At 60.6% G+C, this 18,948-nt stretch carries 14 protein-coding genes, 1 pseudogene and 1 riboswitch; of the genes and pseudogenes, 14 read left to right on the forward strand and 1 reads right to left on the reverse strand.

Annotated features, from left to right (window positions below; genetic code table 11):
• Nucleotides 1-81 precede the first annotated feature (81 nt).
• From N6L27_RS08750 to N6L27_RS08790, 9 genes and pseudogenes are all read left to right on the forward strand, one after another.
• Nucleotides 82-1,188, forward strand: a complete 1,107-nt coding sequence (locus N6L27_RS08750; RefSeq protein WP_271906861.1) for a putative 2-aminoethylphosphonate ABC transporter ATP-binding protein — start codon at nucleotides 82-84, stop codon at nucleotides 1,186-1,188.
• Nucleotides 1,189-1,193: 5 nt separating this feature from the next.
• Entirely contained in the window at nucleotides 1,194-3,209 is a 2,016-nt protein-coding gene (locus N6L27_RS08755; protein ID WP_271906862.1) for a putative 2-aminoethylphosphonate ABC transporter permease subunit, read from the forward strand.
• A 191-nt stretch (nucleotides 3,210-3,400) separates the two neighbouring features.
• Nucleotides 3,401-5,662 carry a methyl-accepting chemotaxis protein gene (locus N6L27_RS08760; RefSeq protein WP_271906863.1) on the forward strand — a complete coding sequence of 754 codons (2,262 nt, stop codon included), beginning with the start codon at nucleotides 3,401-3,403 and terminating at the stop codon, nucleotides 5,660-5,662.
• Between the two features lie 54 nt (nucleotides 5,663-5,716).
• On the forward strand, nucleotides 5,717-6,544 hold the full coding sequence (locus tag N6L27_RS08765; protein ID WP_271906864.1) for a CheR family methyltransferase: 828 nt from the start codon (nucleotides 5,717-5,719) through the stop codon (nucleotides 6,542-6,544).
• 20 nt (nucleotides 6,545-6,564) lie between these two features.
• Nucleotides 6,565-7,026 carry a chemotaxis protein CheD gene (locus tag N6L27_RS08770; protein ID WP_271906866.1) on the forward strand — a complete coding sequence of 154 codons (462 nt, stop codon included), beginning with the start codon at nucleotides 6,565-6,567 and terminating at the stop codon, nucleotides 7,024-7,026.
• The gene (locus tag N6L27_RS08775) at nucleotides 7,023-8,636 is read left to right on the forward strand and encodes a chemotaxis protein CheW (RefSeq protein WP_271906867.1); all 1,614 of its coding nucleotides are present in this window, start codon (nucleotides 7,023-7,025) and stop codon (nucleotides 8,634-8,636) included. Before N6L27_RS08770 ends, N6L27_RS08775 begins: the two co-directional genes overlap by 4 nt.
• 145 nt (nucleotides 8,637-8,781) lie before the next feature.
• A riboswitch (cobalamin riboswitch) is annotated at nucleotides 8,782-8,973 on the forward strand.
• Between the two features lie 141 nt (nucleotides 8,974-9,114).
• Nucleotides 9,115-10,125: an ABC transporter substrate-binding protein gene (locus tag N6L27_RS08780; protein WP_271906868.1), complete on the forward strand. Its 1,011-nt coding sequence runs from the start codon at nucleotides 9,115-9,117 to the stop codon at nucleotides 10,123-10,125.
• Complete coding sequence (locus N6L27_RS08785) at nucleotides 10,122-11,171, forward strand: FecCD family ABC transporter permease (protein WP_271906869.1); 1,050 nt, start codon at nucleotides 10,122-10,124, stop codon at nucleotides 11,169-11,171. Before N6L27_RS08780 ends, N6L27_RS08785 begins: the two co-directional genes overlap by 4 nt.
• Nucleotides 11,168-11,678 (forward strand): annotated as a pseudogene (locus N6L27_RS08790) (ABC transporter ATP-binding protein); the annotation flags it as partial. The gene N6L27_RS08785 and the pseudogene N6L27_RS08790, both read left to right, overlap by 4 nt.
• A 304-nt stretch (nucleotides 11,679-11,982) precedes the next feature.
• On the opposite strand, the gene N6L27_RS08795 reads toward N6L27_RS08790, so the two are convergent.
• A complete protein-coding gene (locus tag N6L27_RS08795; protein ID WP_334312493.1) occupies nucleotides 11,983-12,870 on the reverse strand; it encodes a LysR family transcriptional regulator in 888 nt (295 codons plus the stop codon).
• A gap of 101 nt (nucleotides 12,871-12,971) precedes the next feature.
• On the opposite strand from N6L27_RS08795, the gene N6L27_RS08800 reads away from it, so the two are divergent.
• From N6L27_RS08800 to N6L27_RS08820, 5 genes are all read left to right on the forward strand, one after another.
• Nucleotides 12,972-14,417, forward strand: a complete 1,446-nt coding sequence (locus N6L27_RS08800) for an aldehyde dehydrogenase family protein (RefSeq protein ID WP_271906871.1) — start codon at nucleotides 12,972-12,974, stop codon at nucleotides 14,415-14,417.
• A gap of 136 nt (nucleotides 14,418-14,553) precedes the next feature.
• A complete protein-coding gene (locus N6L27_RS08805) occupies nucleotides 14,554-15,537 on the forward strand; it encodes a membrane dipeptidase (protein WP_271906872.1) in 984 nt (327 codons plus the stop codon).
• 3 nt (nucleotides 15,538-15,540) lie between these two features.
• Entirely contained in the window at nucleotides 15,541-17,229 is a 1,689-nt protein-coding gene (locus tag N6L27_RS08810; protein WP_271906873.1) for a hypothetical protein, read from the forward strand.
• Nucleotides 17,226-17,855 (forward strand): DUF3726 domain-containing protein, encoded by a 630-nt coding sequence (locus N6L27_RS08815; RefSeq protein ID WP_271906874.1) that lies wholly within the window; start codon nucleotides 17,226-17,228, stop codon nucleotides 17,853-17,855. Before N6L27_RS08810 ends, N6L27_RS08815 begins: the two co-directional genes overlap by 4 nt.
• 12 nt (nucleotides 17,856-17,867) lie before the next feature.
• Nucleotides 17,868-18,878 carry an Ldh family oxidoreductase gene (locus N6L27_RS08820; protein ID WP_271906875.1) on the forward strand — a complete coding sequence of 337 codons (1,011 nt, stop codon included), beginning with the start codon at nucleotides 17,868-17,870 and terminating at the stop codon, nucleotides 18,876-18,878.
• The last annotated feature ends 70 nt before the right edge of the window (nucleotides 18,879-18,948 follow it).

Genomic DNA, 18,948 nt, shown 5'->3' on the forward strand with positions numbered 1-18,948 from the left:
CCCATGCCCTGAGCCATGCCGCCCGTTGACAAAAGACAGGGTGCCGCGTTGGCATATGCAAGGACCAACGACGTGCTTCAAATGACCCCGCCAAAAGAAACCTACCTGAGCATCCGCGACCTCTGGAAAGCCTTCGGCAGCTTCATCGCGCTCAAAGATATCTCCCTGGACGTGACGGAGGGCGAATTCATCTGCTTCCTCGGCCCCTCCGGCTGCGGAAAGACAACCCTGCTGCGCGCCATTGCGGGTCTGGATCTGCAATCTAAGGGCACCGTGACCCAGGGCAATCAGGACGTATCAAACCTGCCGCCATCAGAGCGGGATTTCGGTATCGTGTTTCAGTCCTATGCGCTGTTTCCGAACCTCACCATTGAGAAGAACATTGCCTTCGGCCTGGAAAACGCGGGCCGCAGCAAGCAGGAAATCAATGCGCGCGTCGCGGAACTTCTTGAACTGGTCGGCTTGCCGGATCAGGGCCGCAAGTACCCGGCTCAGCTGTCCGGGGGGCAGCAGCAGCGGATCGCCTTGGCGCGCGCCATTGCGACCAATCCGGGCCTCTTGCTGCTGGATGAGCCGCTGTCTGCCTTGGATGCCAAGGTGCGCGTCCACCTGCGCCATGAGATCAAGGAACTGCAGCGCAAGCTGGGCGTGACCACCATTATGGTGACCCATGACCAGGAAGAGGCGCTGGCCATGGCCGACCGGATCGTGGTGATGAACCACGGTGTGATTGAACAGGTCGGCTCTCCCACCGAGATCTACCGGGAGCCAGCCAACCTCTTTGTGGCCGACTTCATCGGTGAGATGAATCAAATCAGCTCGTCCGTTGCCAAAGGGGGACGTCTGGCTGTGGGTGAAAAGACCTTTGCCTGCCTGCCGCATGACTTTGCCGATGGCACGCCCGTCATTGCCGCCATCCGGCCTGAGGACGTGATCCCGCATGAGGCCGGCTATTTGGAAAGCAGCGGCAACCGGAACTGTATCGACGTCCAACTGGCGGAAATGGAATTCCTCGGCTCCTTCTGGCGCTGCAGGCTGACGAATGAACGCTTTGGCGGCAAGGAGCTGATTGCCGACTTCTCCATTAACGCGGTGCGGCGCCTGGATCTGGAGGCCGGCTGCCAGATGGAAATCGAACTGCCCGACAACCGGCTGATGGCCTTTGCGCAAGACGGGCAGGGGGTTTAACGCAGATGACTGATACCACGCAATCCGTCATGCCTGCAGGCCCTTTGGTCAAAGGCAAGCTCAGCCGCGACGACATCATCATGCGCGGCAGCATGATCATCATCGCGCTTTACTTGGTCGTGTCACTGGTATTCCCGCTTTATGCGATGCTGTCGAAGTCCTTCTCCACCTACCGGGTGGAGCTGTCGCAGTTTGAATTCCAAGTCAGCGATGAGGCCGGGACGTTTGATGGCAGCATCCTGACCGGTGCGGACCTGAACGCCAGAACTGCCACCTTTGCCGAAGCCGATCTGTCTACAGGGGCCGACGGGCGGCTGCCGGTCACTGGCTTTTTCCCGGACTTCAGCTTCCGCAGCCCGGTGATGTATCAGATCCGCAATACCTCCAGCACCGGCCGTTTCTTGATCGGCTCCAACCTGCAAACTGGCACCGAATGGGTTACGCTCGATTCCAACACCTTCCGCCGCGTGCAGCTGCGCCCCGTGAAAGCGCAGGGTCTGGACAATTTCGTTTCCTACTTCTCGACGCCTGCGCTGTTCAATTCGATAAAGAACTCGCTGTGGATTGCAGTGCTCAGTACCGTTGTCACCGTCTCGCTTGCGTTCTGGTTCGCCTACGCGCTGAACCGCAGCTGCATGAAGTACAAAGGCGTGTTCCGCCTGATTGCCATGGCGCCGATCCTGGTGCCGTCGCTGCTGCCCGGTATCGCGCTGGTCTACCTGTTCGGCAACCAGGGCATGATCAAGGAACTGCTGTTCGGCGCCAGCATATACGGCCCCATAGGCATCGTGATCGGCTCGGTTTTCTTCACCTTCCCGCATGCGTTCATCATCATCTCAACTGCGCTGGCGATCTCTGACGCGCGCCTTTACGAGGCCGCTGCCAGCCTGCGCTCCACCCCCTGGCGCACCTTCTGGACAGTCACGGTGCCCGGCGCGCGCTATGGCCTGATCTCGGCAGCCTTCGTGGTTTTCAATCTGGTGATCACCGACTTTGGCCTGCCCAAGGTGATCGGCGGCCAGTTTAACGTGCTGGCGGTGGATATCTACAAGCAGGTGATCGGCCAACAGAACTTTGAAATGGGCGCGGTGGTCTCAGTGGTTCTGGTGATCCCGGCAATCCTCGCCTTTGCCATCGACCGCATGGTGCAGTCGAAACAAGTGGCGTTGCTGTCGGCGCGCTCGGTCCCGTATGAGCCGCTGCCGAACAAGAAGATGGATCGTATCTTTTTTGCCTATTGCACCCTGATCGGCCTGTTCATTGCCGGGCTGCTGGCGGTGTGCCAGTTTGCGGCGCTGATCAAGTTCTGGCCTTACGATCTCAGCTTCAGCCTGAACAACTACCAATTCGACAAGATGGACGGCGGCGGCTGGGGGTCTTATGTGAACTCCATCAAGCTGGCGCTGATGACGGCAGTGGCCGGCACGGCGGTGGTGTTCTTCGGCGCTTATCTGGTGGAAAAATCCAAGGGCTTCCGCACCGGCCGCGCCATCTTCCAGATGTTTGCGATGCTGCCAATGGCCATTCCGGGCATGGTGCTGGGGCTGGCCTATATCTTCTTTTTCAACAACCCGGCCAACCCGCTGAATGCAATCTACGGCACCATGGCGATCCTGGTTGTCTGCACCGTAACCCACTTCTACACGGTGTCGCACCTGACGGCGGTCACGGCACTGAAGCAGATGGACAGGGAGTTTGAATCCGTCGCCGCGTCGCTCAAGCAGCCGACCATGAAGCTGTTTGCCCGCGTTACGGTGCCAGTCTGCCTTCCCGCGGTGCTCGACATCTCCATCTACCTCTTTGTGAACGCGATGACGACAGTGTCTGCGGTGGTGTTCCTCTATTCACCCAAGACCACGCTGGCGTCGATTGCGGTGCTGAACATGGATGATGCGGGCGACATCGCCCCTGCGGCGGCGATGGGGATGATGATCTTCTACACCAACGCGCTGGCGCGGATCATCCACCTGCTCGCATCGCGGGGCATCCTGAGGAGAACCCAGGCCTGGCGCAGCCGCTGACCGCCGTTTCCGCCAGACAGTCAAAGGGGCGTCGCAGCCATAAGGTGTGCGTCGCCCCGTCAAGATTCCATAGATTGTATTTTAAAAATAAAAAACAGCCGCAAATGCACGTTCAGGGTGCATCGGTATCCTGTTGTTAACAGCTGTCCCTCAATTTGGCCTCGAAACGTTTATATGAGTGAGGCGAAACTATGGGTGCGAACGAAATGGCAGCAGCGCCGGAAACAGGTCAGGCCAGCAACGACCTTCAGGGGGTTGTGGACGCAATAAACCGTGTCCAGGCTGTTATTGAGTTTGAGCTGGATGGCACAATCATAACGGCGAACGAGAACTTCCTGGCTACGGTCGGTTACACGCTGGGGGAGATTGCGGGCAAGCACCACCGTATGTTCTGCGATCCGGACTATGCGGCGTCTGACGAATACAGGGATTTCTGGCTTCAGCTCGCGATGGGCGAGTTTTCGGCCGGCGAATACAAACGCCTGGGCAAAAACGGCACTGAGGTTTGGATCAACGCCTCCTACAATCCAGTGTTTGATGGGAGCGGCAAACCCTACAAGGTGGTCAAGTTTGCCACAGATGTCACCAATCAAAAAAAGCTGGAACAGGTAAACCTGCGCAAGACCACGGGGTATGAGAACGCCTCCGCCGCCATGATGACCGTTGACCGGGACTTTATCGTCACCGATGTCAACGCCGCGACCCGTGAGTTGTTGAGCCGCAGTGCAGAGGCTTTTGCACAAGTCTGGCCGAACTTCGATCCGGCCCATATCATCGGCACCTGCATCGACCAGTTTCACAAGAACCCGGCCCACCAGCGCAAGCTGCTGTCTGACCCTGCCAATCTGCCGTACAAGACCGACATTACAATCGGAGACTTTAAGTTCGCGCTGAATGTGGGCGGCATCTTCGATCAAGGCGGCGAATATGTCGGCAATATGCTGGAATGGGACGATGTGACAGAAGCCCGGATGAACGCCGGGGTCCTGGCCGCTCTAGACCGGGCACAGGCCATCATCGAATTCACTCCGGACGGGAAGATCACCAATGCCAACGAGAACTTCCTGGCAACGGTGGGGTATTCTCTGGATGAAATCGTGGGCCAGCATCACCGCATGTTCTGCGATCCGGACTATGTCAGTTCAGCGGAGTACAGCAAGTTCTGGGCCGATCTGGCCGCAGGAGAATATGCGGCCGGCGAATTCAAACGCTTCGGCAAGGGCGGTGCCGAAGTTTGGATCAACGCCTCCTACAACCCGATTTTGGACGCAGGCGGCAAGACCTTCAAGGTGGTGAAATTCGCCAGTAACATCACCGAGGAAAAACAGCGCACAGCTGAGCAGGACGGCAAGATGGCCGCCATCAGCCGGGCCCAGGCCATGATCGAGTTTGAACTGGACGGCACAATTCTGACCGCCAACCAGAACTTCCTGGCAACCGTCGGATATTCGCTCGACGAGATCCGCGGCCAGCATCACCGGATGTTCTGCGACCCGGAATACACAAGCTCGCCAGAGTACCGGAAGTTCTGGGCGGATTTGGCCGCCGGCGAATTTTCAGCCGGTGAATACAAGCGTTTCGGCAAGGGCGGCAATGAGGTGTGGATCAACGCCTCCTACAACCCGGTGTTAAATGCCGATGGCGAACCCTTCAAGGTGGTGAAATTCGCCACCAACATTACTGCTGAAAAACAGGTCGCGCAGGAAGTGACCCGGATTGCAACGCAGTTTGCTGAACAGTCCAAGAAGATCTCGGAGCAGGCCCATACGGTTGCCGGCGGTGCCCAGACCCTCGGCTGCACAACCGAGGAAATCAGCGCCTCCGTTGAGGAACTGAGCGCCTCCATCGACTCGATTGCACAGAACAGCAATCATTCCGACGAGATAGCTCAGAAAACCAAGGGCGAAGCTGATCTTGGGGCAAAAGCGATCGAGAGGTCGATTGAGGCCATGGATCTGATCAATGCCTCCTCCGAGGAGATCAGCGAAATCGTCAAGACGATCAGCGAGATTGCCGGGCAGACCAACCTGCTGGCTTTCAATGCGGCGATTGAGGCGGCGCGGGCAGGCGAGCACGGCCTGGGCTTTTCGGTTGTTGCTGACGAGGTGCGCAAGCTGGCGGAGCGGTCGTCGCAATCCGCCAAGGAAATCAGCAAGCTGATCAATGAAACGGTAAAGCGCGTGACCCAGGGCAGCGAGGTCTCCAGAGAGGCTGGGGCTGCCTTCACCAAGATCCTCACGGGCATCTCGGATACAACCGATTCCATCGCCCAGATTTCAGTGGCCGCAAACGAGCAGCAGACAGCAGCGCGGGACGTCTCCGAAGCCATCCAAAGCATTGTTGACGCGTCTGAAGAAGCTGTGATCGCCTCGGACTCCATTGCCGCTGCGACCGAGGAGCTGAACAGCGGAGCGCAGGAACTGAAGACGGAAGTTGGCCGGCTCGGCTGCTGATCCATTGCGTTGGCGAAAGGACCGGGGATGAGAAAACCTGAAACTGACATAAGCATGAGCGATGGGGATTTTACCAAACTCCGTGCCATCGTTCACCGGAACACCGGAATAACCATCGGCGAGACCCGCAAGACCATGCTGGTCAGCCGCTTGCGGCGGCGGCTGCGGGAGGTCGATGAGCCGAGTTTCGCATCTTATATCTCCCGGCTCGCTTCCGACCCCGAAGAGATGCAGGAACTGACAAACCGGGTGACCACCAACGAAACTTATTTTTACCGCACGCCGCGGGTCTGGGACTATTTCCAGGAAGTGTTCCTGCCGGACTTCCATGCGCGGGGGGGGAACACCCGGATGCGTGTCTGGTCGGCTGCTGCCTCAACCGGGGAGGAGGCCCATACCATCGGCACCATCCTGGAACAGCAGCGGCTGGAAAAGCCGGGCTTCGATTATTCCGTGCTTGGCACGGATGTTTCTTCGCGGGTTCTGGATGTGGCGCAAACCGGGGTCTACAACGGCCGCTCGATTGCCCGTTTCCGCAAAGAACAGCCTGACCTGTTTGCCAGCCACATGAAAGGCAACGATGCAGATGGGTATAAGGCAGTGCCGCAGATCCGGGCGCGCCTGAAGTTCAAGCTGCATAATCTTCTGGAAAGGCTGGGTGGCACCAGCCCGTTTGATGCCGTTTTTTTGCGCAATGTGCTGATTTACTTCACTGACGAAGATCAAGAGAAGATTCTTCAGAATGTCAGGGATCTGATCAAGCCTGATGGTGTTCTGTTCATCGGTGAAAGTGAGACACTGAACAATCTTCGTACCGGGTTCGAGCAACTGGCACCAATTATCTACCGGCCGTCCGCCAGGGTTAGCAGCCCATGTGCGTGAATGATGTTCAGAAAATCCACGTGCAGATCGGCCAGGTGAAAACCGGACGGGCAGGACAATCGCTGAACGCGATTCTCGGCTCCTGCATCGGGTTGGGGCTCCTGAATCCCGCCAAGGGGATCTACGGGCTGGCGCATTGCCTGCTGTCCAAGTCTCCGGATACCTCAGATGCCATCAGCGGCAGGCATGTTGATCAGGCGCTCAGGTCGCTGCAGTCCTTGATGGAGGTGTCCGGCAAGGATCTACGCAAACTCCAGGCGATTGTTGTTGGCGGCGCCAATATGACGATGCCGGCAGATACGGATCCCGAGCGGCTTGTTGGGAGCATCAATGCGCGCTCCGCCTACCGGGCCCTGCGGGATGCCGGCGTCCGTAATATCCACGAGGATGTCGGTGGTATGCAGGGGCGGCAAGTGAGCATTGACTGCAGCAGCGGCGAGTTCACTGTCAAATCCATTCCGCGCTTGGGGGTGCAGTCATGAAACCGGAAACCACGCCCCCGCTGATCCTTGGCGCGCAAATCCTTCCTCAGGGACTAACAGACGGTTCCGTGGTCGGCGCAGAGGATAGCGCAGCAGCCCCGCAGGCCACGGCTTCGCCGCCTGCGGCCAGGGCGCAGCGCAGCAACTCGAGCAAATACGGGTCTTTCCTGATCGATGACAGTGAATTTGCGATCCCTGTCTCCGCGCTGCAGGAGATCGTGAATGAACCGGAGGATATTTCACCGGTGCCGCTTGCCCCGCCCTTTATGCTGGGTCTGTTCAACCTTCGGGGCATGATTGTTCCAGTGATAGATTTGCGCCGCCTGCTGGAGTTTCCGGAGTCCGGCGCCGCGCACGCGCGGAAAGTCGCCATCATTGAACACGGCGCCCATTGCATTGGCCTGCTGTTTGACCGGACTGGCGAGGTTTTGAATGGAAAGGGCGTGGCGCGGGTGGATTTCCGCCCCAATGGCGACGGCATAAAGGATGTGGTCATCGATGGGGTGCTCAAATTCGACGGCGGTGAAAGGCTGGTGCAGATACTGGACCCGCATGAATTGCTGAACCTGGAGAAACTGCCACGGGCGGACAATGAGGCGAGAAAGGAAAACGTCAAACTCAGCAGGGGCAAAAAGCTTGCCTGCGTGTCTTTCCAAACCGGCCACACGACCTGTGCAATTGACCTCCGCTATGTAAAGGAGGTCAAAGCCGTTCCTGAGCTGGAACAGTCATTGCTGGCCGGCGGCAACGTGATCGGCACCGCCAATCTGCGCGGCGTTATTCTGCCTGTGATAGATTTCCGCGGTTTCATGGGGGATGAAGCAAAGTTCACGCTTGGGGCGACCATTCCCAAGGCACGAAGAATGCTGGTCATCGAAACCGAAGAAGGGCCGGTGGGGCTGATGGTTTTCTCCATCGACAGTATCCTGCCGTACTTCGAGGACGAAGTGCTTCCCTTTGCCAAACTTGCCCTGCCGCGCGGCGATCTGGTGAACGGGTGCCTGCTCGACAAGAATAATCAAATTGTTATGATGCTGGACCCGGAAAAGCTTTTGACAGAGCCCAGTTTCCTTGCCGCGGCAAAGTCCTGCCAGGAAGTCTTTCCACCCGATACGGCGGAACATGACGCGGCTGAAGTTGAAGCGCGGTCGGCACGGCGCACCTTCATCAAATTCACCTTTGATAAAAAGTTTGCGCTCGACACGTCGCAGGTCAGCGAGGTGATCAACCGTCCCCGGGATCTGCTTGAGCCACCGTTTTCCCTTAACTTCGTCGAAGGCATTCTCAATTTACGGGGAGAGCTGATCACACTGTTTAACCCCCGGATGCTTTATGGTCTGCCGCCGGTGTCGGGGCAGGACCAAAAGGTACTCATTTTCAGGCATGAAGCGCAGAAGTTCGGAATACTCGTGGACTCCGTCGACGAGATTATCATCACGACTCAAAGCCGTGTGGCTGAACTGAAACCCTTGGACCAGCAGAGCACCTCCAAAAGCATTGCAGAGGATGTGTCCGGCTGTTTGCAGCACAAAACAGTGGACGGCATGCATGAGTCGATTTTGATCCTCGACACAACGGCCCTGGTGGACCGTTGCTTCAATGCCGCCTGAGGCATCCGGTGGCGCCGGGTTTTGAAATGCCTCTGATGCCATCCGGGTTTCTGTTGCAAAATCCATAGCAGCAGGCCGGACTGCTTAGGTTTCACAAGGAAACCTGCCCTCCGGTGAAGTTTTTCTTGCCGCAGGAGAGGTGATGCGCTACGCGCGCTTTACCGGTCCCGCAAGGGCTAAGAGGGAATCCGTGGCGCCGGCTGGCGCCAACCGGAACTGCCCCCGCAACTGTAGGCAGCGAGTGCTGTGTCATGATGTCACTGGACCTGTTGGTCCGGGAAGGCGGCACAGGCAATGACCCGCCAGTCAGGAGACCTGCCGGTCAAAACTGAAGCACACCGGACGGGGTTGTCCGGGGAGGTTGCCGGCAGGATGCGCCGCCAGTATTGGAGGCTGCAAGAAGGGTCAAACGCCTTCGCCTGGCCGGTCAATGCCCTTTCACCCGTTCTCCGGTCATTGACACATGGAGATCGAAATCATGTTTCTGCGTTCCGGCCTGATGGGCCTTTCCTTCATTGCGGCCGCTCAGGCTGCTTCCGCGGGCGAAAACTTCCCGCTGACCCTTCAAAACTGCGGCGAGACGGTCACTTTCGAGGCGCCGGTTGCGTCCTCCGTGACAGTCGGCCAAGCGGCAACTGAGGTGCTCTATGCGCTCGGCCTGGGAAACAAGGTGCTGGGCACTTCGGTCTGGTTCAACGATGTGCTGCCCGAATTTGCTGAGCTGAACGACAAGGTCGAACGCCTCGCGGACAACGACCCGAGCTTTGAAAGCGTCGTCGCCAAGCGTCCTGGATTGGTGGCGGCCCAGTATGAATGGCATGTAGGACCAGAAGGCGTGGTCGCCAAGCGCGAGCAGTTCCATGACCTCGGCATACCGACCTATGTGATGCCTGCCGATTGCGTCGGCAAGGACAACACCACCGGCGGCGACGGAACCCGGACCGAAATGTTCACCACCGACAGCCTCTATCAGGGCATCGAGGAACTGGCGGCGATCTTCGGCGACGCCGAAAAAGGCGCTGAGCTGGTAGCCGACTACAAGGCACGTGAGGCCGCTGCTGTGGCCAAGGCGCAGGAGGTTTCGCTGGAAGACGCCTCAGCCGTGTTCTGGTTCTCTTCACCCGAGATCGAGAGCGATCCGTTTGTAGCCGGTCAAAAGGGCGCACCGGGCTACATGATGCAGCAGCTGGGCCTGAAAAACGTCATCGAAACCGACGAAGAATGGCCGACCGTTGGCTGGGAAACCATTGCCAAGGCCAACCCGACGGTGATCGTGATCGCCCGCATGGACCGCCGCCGCTTCGCCGCCGACGACTATGAAAAGAAGCTGGAATTCCTGCGTACTGACCCGGTTGCCAGCCAAATGGACGCGGTGAAGAACGATCGCATCGTGGTGATGGACGCGCAGGCAATGGACGCCACCATCCGCGCCATCCCGGCGCTGGAGGACCTGGCCGCTGAACTCAGCGCGATCGGCAACGGCGAATGAGCGCAGCCGCCGCACTGGCCTTGCAGGGCATCCGGGGCGTTTGCCTGGCCCTGCCGGTTCTGGCTGCGGCGGTTCTGGCGGGCGCAATGATCGGGGAAACCCCGCTTGCGCCCGACCTTGTCCTGTCCGTTCTGGCCAACAAGCTGGCGGGCGCAGGCCTGCCGGTTGATCCGGTGGACCAGGGCATTGTCTGGAGCTACCGGCTGCCGCGGGCACTGGTGGCAGCGGCCTGCGGGGCGGCCCTGGCGGTGGCCGGCGTGGTGCTGCAGGCGCTGCTGCGCAACGCGCTGGCGGACCCTTACATTCTGGGCATTTCCGCCGGCGCCTCGACCGGCGCCGTGGCTGTCACAATTGCAGGGCTGGGCGGCGGCGCCCTGTCACTGTCTTTTGGCGCCTTCAACGGGGCGCTCCTGGCCTTTGGTTTTGTTGCCATTCTGGCGCGCGCCGCCGGGGCAGGGGGCAACCGTGCAGCGGCGGCGCAGATCGTGCTGGCGGGCATTGCCGGTTCACAGCTGTTCAATGCGCTTACCGCCTTCATCATTGCCAAGTCCGCCAATGCCGATCAGGCCCGCGGCATCATGTTCTGGCTGATGGGCAACCTCAGCGGCGTTCGCTGGACGGATGTGTGGCTGGCGGTGCCTCTGGCGCTGGCGGGCTGGATCATCTGCCGGTTCCATGCCCGCGCCCTTGACGCCTTCACTTTTGGCGCCGATTCCGCAGCTTCGCTTGGTATCCCGGTCCGCCGCGTGCAAGTGGTGCTGATTTTTGCCACTGCGCTAATGACCGCGGTCATGGTGTCGATTGTTGGCTCCATCGGCTTCGTCGGTCTTGTGATCCCCCATGCAGCGCGGTTTCTGGTTGGTCCTGGCCACCGCAGGCTGATGCCTGCCGCAGCTCTTACCGGCGCGGTGTTCCTGATTGCCGCCGACATTGTGTCCCGCATCATCATCCCCGGCCAGGTGCTGCCCATCGGGGTCGTTACCGCGCTGATCGGCGCGCCGTCCTTTGCGGTGATCCTGGTGCGCGGGCAAAGGGCCGCCCGATGAAGATCGAAGCCCGCAACCTATCTTTTGCCGTGCGCGGCAAAACCCTGCTGCAGGATGTGTCTCTATCCGTTGAGCCGGGCGAGACGCTGGCGCTGGTTGGTCCCAACGGCTCTGGCAAGTCGACCCTGATGCGTCTGCTTTCCGGTATCGCGAGACCGACACAGGGGCAGGTGCTGCTGGCAAACAAACCGCTGGCGCAGCTGACCCGCCGCCAGATTGCTCAGCGGATTGCCATTGTTGAACAGCAAGCTGAAACCGCGGAACGCATCACCGCCCGGTCGGTGGTGGAACTCGGGCGTACCCCCTGGCTGACGGCCCTGAACCCTTGGAGCGGTGACGACACTGCGCTGGTGGACAAGGCACTGGGCACGGTGGAGATGGAAAGCTTTGCTCTCCGGGAGTGGTCCACCCTGTCTGGTGGTGAGCGCCAGCGGCTTCACATCGCCCGCGCTTTGGCACAGCGTCCGGGGCTCTTGCTGCTGGATGAGCCGACGAACCACCTGGACATCCATCACCAGCTGTCGATCCTGAATTGCATCCGCAATCTGAAAGTGACATCCGTTGTGGCTCTGCATGACCTGAACCAGGCCCTGACATGTGACAAGGTGGCAGTTCTGTCGCATGGGCGTCTGGCGGCCTTCGGAGCGCCGGAACAGGCGCTGGCGCCGGAAACGGTGTCGGATATCTTTGGGATCAGGGCCCGCTGGGTCCGGGACGCCGAAGGGGCAGATCCCTTTCTATCATTCCAGCTGACCTGATCTTAACCGGCGTGACCCTGACCGGTCTGAGCATAGGGCCGCGGGCCAGCATTTCAGCCAGGTTCCCCGGACAAGTCGCAGAACTGGATGAAATTGCAGCATTCCTCGGTCAGCGCGGCAAAGCGGGACCGCTCGCGCTGGTAAAGGTAAACCGCACGCTTGTCAGGCAGGTCGGCAATCGGGCGGAACGCAGTGGCCTCCGGCATGAAACGTGCAACCGTCTGCGGCAGGACCGTTACCCATTTGCCGGTCCGCACCATGGTGATCAGCGAATGGGTGTTGTGGATCGTTATATCGGCTTTGCTGCTAGCTTCGACAAAGCGCTCATTCCTGATTAGATCGCACAGCGCATTACGGACAAAGGATGCGCCGGTCACATCGGCAATCGTCGGGACAGTCTTTTGCCGGTACAGAGGGTGTGCCGTGGAACAGACCAGGCCAAAACGGTCCTCGAACAAAGGAACTGCCTTCACGCCGTTCAGCGGGTGGTAGCCGGAGGCAATACCGATGTCCGCCTTGCCCTCCGCCAGCGCATCCAGCACCTCCTGGCTGTCGGTGTCGCGAAGCTCCACCTTGAGGCCTGGGTGGCGGGCCGTCATGTGCTCCAGCACAGCCGGGAAAACCAGGGCTGCAACCGACGGAACCGAGACGATTTGCAGCAGCCCGTGGGCCGCCTCTGCCGCCAATTCGATGCTTTGCACGGTTTGGTCGAAGCGCCGAACCTGCTGCTGGGCCAGTTCAAAAACCTGTGCGCCCAAAGGCGACAGCTGGTTTTTGCGCTCGCCCTCGAACAGCTTCTTACCCAGATGGTCCTCCATCTGCTTCAGAGTCATTGAAACGGCGGACTGGGTCCGGCCCAGCCTGTTTGCGGCCTCAGACAGGTTGCCGGTTTGGGCTACAGTGCAAAAGGCGCGCAGCATTTCGATTTTCAGGGCCATCATTCAAGTTTTCTGAAGTTACTTACAGTTTATTGAGTTTGACTGATGTGGCTGGCAGAGTCCATCCTGCTGCAAACCTGAAATTCATCATCTGGGGCCGTACTGTGACCAAACTGAACCTGATTGCCGGCGAATGGCTGGCGGGCGAAAGCGAAATCGAAAACCGCAACCCTTCAGATCTAAGCGATCTGGTCGGCATGTTTGCCCAGGCCAGCTCCGATCAGCTGGACGCCACTCTGGAACAGGCGCAAATCGCACAGCGGGAATGGGCGGCTTACGGGCTGGAACGCAAACAGGCGGTGCTGATGAACATCGGCAATGAGCTGATGGCCCGCGCAGAGGAATTGGGCACGCTCTTGAGCCGCGAAGAAGGCAAGCCGCTGGCCGAGGGCAAGGGCGAAGTTTACCGCGCCGGACAGTTCTTCACCTATTATGCTGCCGAATGCTTGCGTCAGATCGGTGAAAACGCCGACTCCGTGCGTCCGGACATCGAAGTGGACGTGCGCCGCGAAGCGGTGGGTGTGGTGGCCATCATCTCCCCCTGGAACTTTCCGACAGCAACCGCGTCGTGGAAAATCGCGCCGGCGCTGTGCTACGGCAATGCCGTGGTATGGAAGCCCGCGAACATCACTCCTGCATCGGCTGTTGCCCTGACTGAAATCATTGCCAAGCAGGACATCCCGAAGGGCCTGTTCTCGCTGGTCATGGGATCCGGCCGCTCAATCGGCCAGCGCCTGGTCGAAAGCCCCAAGGTGAATGCTATTTCGTTCACCGGCTCTGTGCCGGTGGGCAAAGGCATTGCGTCCGCCGCCATCCAGAACCTGACCAAGGTGCAGATGGAGATGGGTTCCAAGAACGCACTCGCCGTCATGGATGACGCTGACCTCGATCTGGCTGTCACCCTGGCGCTGGGCGGCGCCTTCGGCGGCACCGGGCAGAAATGCACCGCCTCCTCCCGGCTCGTGGTCCACGCGGCCATTCATGATGCCTTTGTCGACAAGCTTGTCGCCGGGGCACAGGCCATGAAAGTGGGCCACGCGCTGGAAGCGGGCGTGCAGATGGGGCCGGTGGTCAGCGAGCAGCAGCTGAATGAAAACCTGTCCTATGTTGACCTTGGCACATCTGAAGGCGCCGAACTGGCCTGCGGCGGCCAGCGCCTCGAGATGCCGCACGAAGGCTTCTACATGTCCCCGGGCGTGTTCCTGAACACCACCAACGACATGCGCATCAACCGCGAGGAAATGTTTGCGCCGCTGACCAGCGTTATCAAGGTCGGCAGCTATGACGAAGCGCTGAGTGTAGTGAATGACACCAACTTCGGCCTGACCTCCGGCATCGTGACCCAGTCGCTGGCCCGCGCCACCCACTTCCGCCGCAATGCGCGCACCGGTGTGGTGACCGTCAACCTGCCGACCGCAGGCACCGACTATCACGTGCCTTTCGGCGGCCGCGGCGACAGCTCCTATGGCCCGCGCGAGCAAGGCAAGGCTGCGGCGGAGTTCTACACCACCGTCAAGACCGCCTACATCAGCGCCGGCAAGCCGACCTGAGACTGAAATCCTGGCCGTGCCGAAGACCGGCCTGCCAGTTTGCGGAAGCGCCCGCCCTCTTGTTTCCCCTGTGGCGGGCGCGTCCTGCCCGCCGCCTGAGGGCCGGGTGCGCGACATTGATAACCGAGGTGCTTGAATGACCGGATACCGTATCGACTGCCTGCAGTATGCCAACTGGTCCGAGAAAATTTTCCGCCAGCTGCGCGAGGGCGGCGTGGACGCAATCCATGTCACCATTGCCTATCACGAGACCTTCCGCGAGACGGTCCTGAACTTCGAGAAATGGAACCGCTGGTTCGAGCAGTACCCGGACCTGATTATGAAGGGGCAGTGGGCTTCTGACATCGACAAGGCCCGTGAAACCGGCCGCACGGCAGTGTTTTTTGGCTTTCAGAACCCCTCGCCGATGGAGGATGATATCGGGCTGGTCGAGATCCTGCACACGCTCGGCGCCCGATTCATGCAGCTCACCTACAATAACCAGTCGCTGCTGGCGACGGGCTGCTACGAGGCCGAAGACATGGGCATCACCCGCATGGGCAAGCAGGTGATCAAGGAAATGAACCGGGTTGGCCTGGTCGTGGACATGAGCCATTCCGCTGACCGCTCCACCATTGAGGCGGCGGAGATTTCCACCCGTCCGATTGCCATAACCCATGCCAACCCGCATGAATGGTCGCCTGCGCTGCGCAACAAGAAGGATGACGTCATCCGCGCGGTCACCGGCCATGGCGGTATGCTGGGGTTCTCGGTCTATCCGCACCACTTGAAGGGCAAGTCCGACTGTACCCTGCAAAGCTTCTGCGAGATGATCGCGCGCACTGCCGAGAAATACGGGGTGGAGCATCTCGGGATCGGTACTGATCTCTGCCAGGATCAGCCCGACAGCATCGTTGAATGGATGCGCGTGGGCCGCTGGACGAAAGAGATCGACTACGGCGAAGGATCAGCCGCCGCACCGGGTTTCCCGGCAATGCCTAGCTGGTTCAACGATAACCGCGACTTTGGAAACATCGAAGAAGGCCTTCGCGCGACAGGCATGAACGATGACGAGGTCAGCGGCATCATGGGCGGGAACTGGTACCGGTTCTTTGCCGAAAACTTTGGCCCAAAGGGATAGGTCATGGAAACAACCGCGCAGACAACGATATCACGACGGGATCCGGCTCAGGTGATGCGCCTCAGCCGTCTTGGCTCTTTGCATCAGTGCCGCCTCAGCTTCATGCGGGTGCTCACTCGGCGGATGGCCCGGGAAAACTGGAGCTTTGCACGCCCCAAGTTCGATATCGATGCCAAGGGCGTCGGCGTGGCGGTGTATACTGCCACCGGCCCTGCGCGGACCTATTCTCTGATTGCCTTTGCGCACGACCTGCCGCCTGAAATGCGGTCGGACCGGGTGATTGCCACTGCCTGGGACGCTACCTTTACCCTGTTTGACGGGGTGCCAACGGACGACGACATTGAACGCTTGTCAAAAAACGTGCCGTATCAGGAAGCGGGCCGGGTCAATGAGAAATCCCTGTCTGTTTCCCGCGCCAACCGCTCAGTGCGCCTCTGGGCGCATTTCGTTGACGCGCTATCACAGGGCCGGCAGCCGGACCCCGCGCAGGTGGAGGCTGTCGGTTACCTGATGCGAACCACCGCCGTCTACGGCTCCGGCAAGCTGGGAGCTGCAGACCGTGAGGCGATTGCCGACCGCCCCGAACTCGTCGCACCATTCCAGGCAGAGATGCTGTCGGTCTATCTGACCCGCGTTTTTGTCCGCGATCTGGTTGAACATATGGCCCGCGCAAAAGGCGGCGAAAACGCTGTGCCGCTGGCGCCGGAAACCGCACGGCGGCTGGGCATCGGCAATTCCACCGGCCTTGGCATGGCGCCGTATATCGTCAACCACCCGGTGCTGTTCAACAACTGGATCATGGCGCGGGAAGAGGCGATTGCCCGGGTGCGATCGGTCGAAACTGCGACCGATGAGGAAGCCGCTTGCTTCCGCCGGATGCTGCGGCGGAGCGAGCTGTCAGCAGGGCGCTGGCACTCCGAACACCCAGTGCAGATCGAAAAACTGGCCAGCCTGCGCAAGGATCTGGATGCGCTGGCCGCCTGGGTCGCCTCCGATGATTTGCTCAACGATAAACCCTGGAACCGCTTGATCCGCTGGAGCGAGACAGAACTGAGCCTTGAAGGGCAGGAACTGGCGGCTTCGCTGATCCTTGAACCCTATGCTGAGCTGGTGGACGGGCTGTCCGACTGCATGGCCGACGCAAACAAAGACGCCTTTATCATCAACGGTGCTATGCCGGTCGCGCAGGTGCGGGAGCTTCTCAGGGACAGTTTTGGCTGGGCGCTGGATCTGGACTGGTCTGCCCGCGAAAACATCGCCCGCGCCTGGTATGTCTCGGAGGAGAAACTGGAGCCGCGCATGGGCGAGCGTTTTGATGAGCCGATTGCTGAATATGAACAGCCGCTGGCCCCGGCCCGCGACGCGGCTGCCGCTCATGCAGCGCTGGCCGGCTGGGAGGGAGAGGAGCCCATCGCAGCTTTCCTGCTGCGCCATCCGGAACACCGCCACACCGTGCGCCGGGCGCAGATGAGCCTGGTTGCGCCTTATGGTGAAATCCGCAGCAACACCATCAGCGATCGTGTGCTGCCGATCGATATGCTGCGGGCCAAGCTTGCGTTTTTTGGGGCCACCCATTTCGACCCGCGTTCTGACCGCTGGGTGCGGATCTGCATGTATGCGGGTGCGCCGTATCCGGAGGACCTGTCCACCTCCAACGCCGATCTGTGGGTTTATCCGGAGGCAGACCAATGAGCTATGCGCTGAACGAAGTCGAAGCCACCGCCAAACGTGCCGCCCGCGGCGCGGGTTACAATTGGGGGCTGGCCGAGGAGGCCGCAAAGGCCACCCGCTGGCTCTGTGCGCAAGGGTTGGACGGAACCGCCGTACTGGCAGGCTTGCTTGAGGCGGGATATGCCGCGGACCTGTCCGCCCATGTGCCGCAAAGCTTGCAGGGAGAGTGGCAGGCCGGGGCACCGCTCTGTCCGCTGGCAACCGGTGCTGCCGTGTCGGACTGCGCTGCCGGTCTGAAGCAGGCTCCTCTAGAGCTTGGATCTGTCTCCCAGCCCGCGATGGTCCTGCCTTTCGCGGCGTTGGCCGCCCGCCAAACAGGCACCTGCATCACTGTCGAAGGGAAGGGCTTTCAAGCCGTTACCGACGGGTTCCAGCTGCAGTGCGAAGGCACTCTCCCGGATGCGGCGGACAGGCTGACAATCCGCGCTGCGGGTAATATCGCCCAGCCGAACCCAAGCTGCACCCGGGCAGAACCGGAGGAGTCCGTCTGGGCTACCCTGAACCGCTATGCCCATAAAACCTACGCTCCGGCCACTGAGGAGTCGCGCCTGCTGGGCGCCGGCGCCGGACTGTCGGACAACGACTGAAGAGGCGTCAACATGACCGAAACCAGAACCATGACCCTTGCCGAGATCGAGGACCTGTCCTTCCGCGCCCTGGTGGCCGCAGGCACGTCCGAGGCCAACGCCCGCCCGCTGGCGGTCGCCACAGCCGCGACTGAGGCAGACGGCGTCGCCAGCCATGGCCTCGCCTATATCCCGATCTATGCTGAGCATGTGCAATGCGGAAAGGTGGACGGGCAGGCGGTTCCAGTGCTGGCCCGCCCGCGTCCCGGTGTCGTGGCGGTGGATGCCGCCACCGGCTTTGCCCATTCCGCCATCGATCAGGGCTTTGAGGCGCTGATCCCGGCGGTACGCGAGCAGGGCGTCGCGGTTCTGGCGATTCGTAACAGCTACAACTGCGGTGTTCTGGGCTACCATACCGCCCGCCTGGCACGCGCCGGGCTGGTCGGCCTCGGCTTCACCAACGCGCCGGCTTCCATTGCGCCGTCGGGTGGTAAAAAGCCGGTTGTCGGCACCAATCCGTTCTCGGTTGCTGTGCCAGGCGCGGACGGCGAGCCGGAACTGCTGATCGACCAGAGCGCCAGCACCATTGCCAAAAGCGAAGTGATGAAGCACGCCCGCGAGGGCAAGGAAATCCCGCTGGGCTGGGCGCTGGATGCCGACGGCAACCCGACCACCGATCCGGATGCAGGCCTCAAGGGTTCGATGGCGCCTTCGGGCGGTTACAAGGGTGTCGGCGTTGCGCTGCTGACCGAAATCATGGCTGCCGCGCTGACCGGCGCGACCCTTGGCATCAACGCCTCGCCCTTCTCGGGCACTGCAGGCGGGCCGCCGAAAACCGGCCAGATGTTCATTGCAATCGACCCGGATGCGACAGCAAATGACGCTTTTGGTGCCGGAATGGCCGGGATCGTGGAAGCGGTGCGCGGGCAAGACGGCGCACATCTGCCCGGAGACGGGCGGCGGGCAAAGCGCTTGCAGGCCCGTCAGGACGGCGTCGCTGTCAGCGTAGCAACGCTGGCGAGGATCGAAGCCCTGCTGGGCTGACGCCAGATACCGGCGGTTGCGCGAACCGCCGGACAATCCGCACCCCGGTGCGGCACGTGCGAAACGGGAG

The organism is Leisingera sp. SS27 (genome assembly GCF_028368855.1).
Taxonomy (GTDB): domain Bacteria; phylum Pseudomonadota; class Alphaproteobacteria; order Rhodobacterales; family Rhodobacteraceae; genus Leisingera.

Excerpts from the sequence above, each read along its gene's own strand:
- N6L27_RS08755 (WP_271906862.1), top strand. The coding sequence starts at position 1,194 with ATGACTGATACCACGCAATCCGTCATGCCTGCAGGCCCTTTGGTCAAA.
- N6L27_RS08760 (WP_271906863.1), top strand. The coding sequence starts at position 3,401 with ATGGGTGCGAACGAAATGGCAGCAGCGCCGGAAACAGGTCAGGCCAGC.
- N6L27_RS08765 (WP_271906864.1), top strand. The coding sequence starts at position 5,717 with ATGAGCGATGGGGATTTTACCAAACTCCGTGCCATCGTTCACCGGAAC.
- N6L27_RS08785 (WP_271906869.1), top strand. The coding sequence starts at position 10,122 with ATGAGCGCAGCCGCCGCACTGGCCTTGCAGGGCATCCGGGGCGTTTGC.
- N6L27_RS08810 (WP_271906873.1), top strand. The coding sequence starts at position 15,541 with ATGGAAACAACCGCGCAGACAACGATATCACGACGGGATCCGGCTCAG.
- N6L27_RS08820 (WP_271906875.1), top strand. The coding sequence starts at position 17,868 with ATGACCGAAACCAGAACCATGACCCTTGCCGAGATCGAGGACCTGTCC.
- N6L27_RS08795 (WP_334312493.1), bottom strand. The coding sequence starts at position 12,870 with ATGATGGCCCTGAAAATCGAAATGCTGCGCGCCTTTTGCACTGTAGCC.
- N6L27_RS08815 (WP_271906874.1), top strand. The coding sequence starts at position 17,226 with ATGAGCTATGCGCTGAACGAAGTCGAAGCCACCGCCAAACGTGCCGCC.
- N6L27_RS08805 (WP_271906872.1), top strand. The coding sequence starts at position 14,554 with ATGACCGGATACCGTATCGACTGCCTGCAGTATGCCAACTGGTCCGAG.
- N6L27_RS08775 (WP_271906867.1), top strand. The coding sequence starts at position 7,023 with ATGAAACCGGAAACCACGCCCCCGCTGATCCTTGGCGCGCAAATCCTT.
- N6L27_RS08780 (WP_271906868.1), top strand. The coding sequence starts at position 9,115 with ATGTTTCTGCGTTCCGGCCTGATGGGCCTTTCCTTCATTGCGGCCGCT.
- N6L27_RS08750 (WP_271906861.1), top strand. The coding sequence starts at position 82 with ATGACCCCGCCAAAAGAAACCTACCTGAGCATCCGCGACCTCTGGAAA.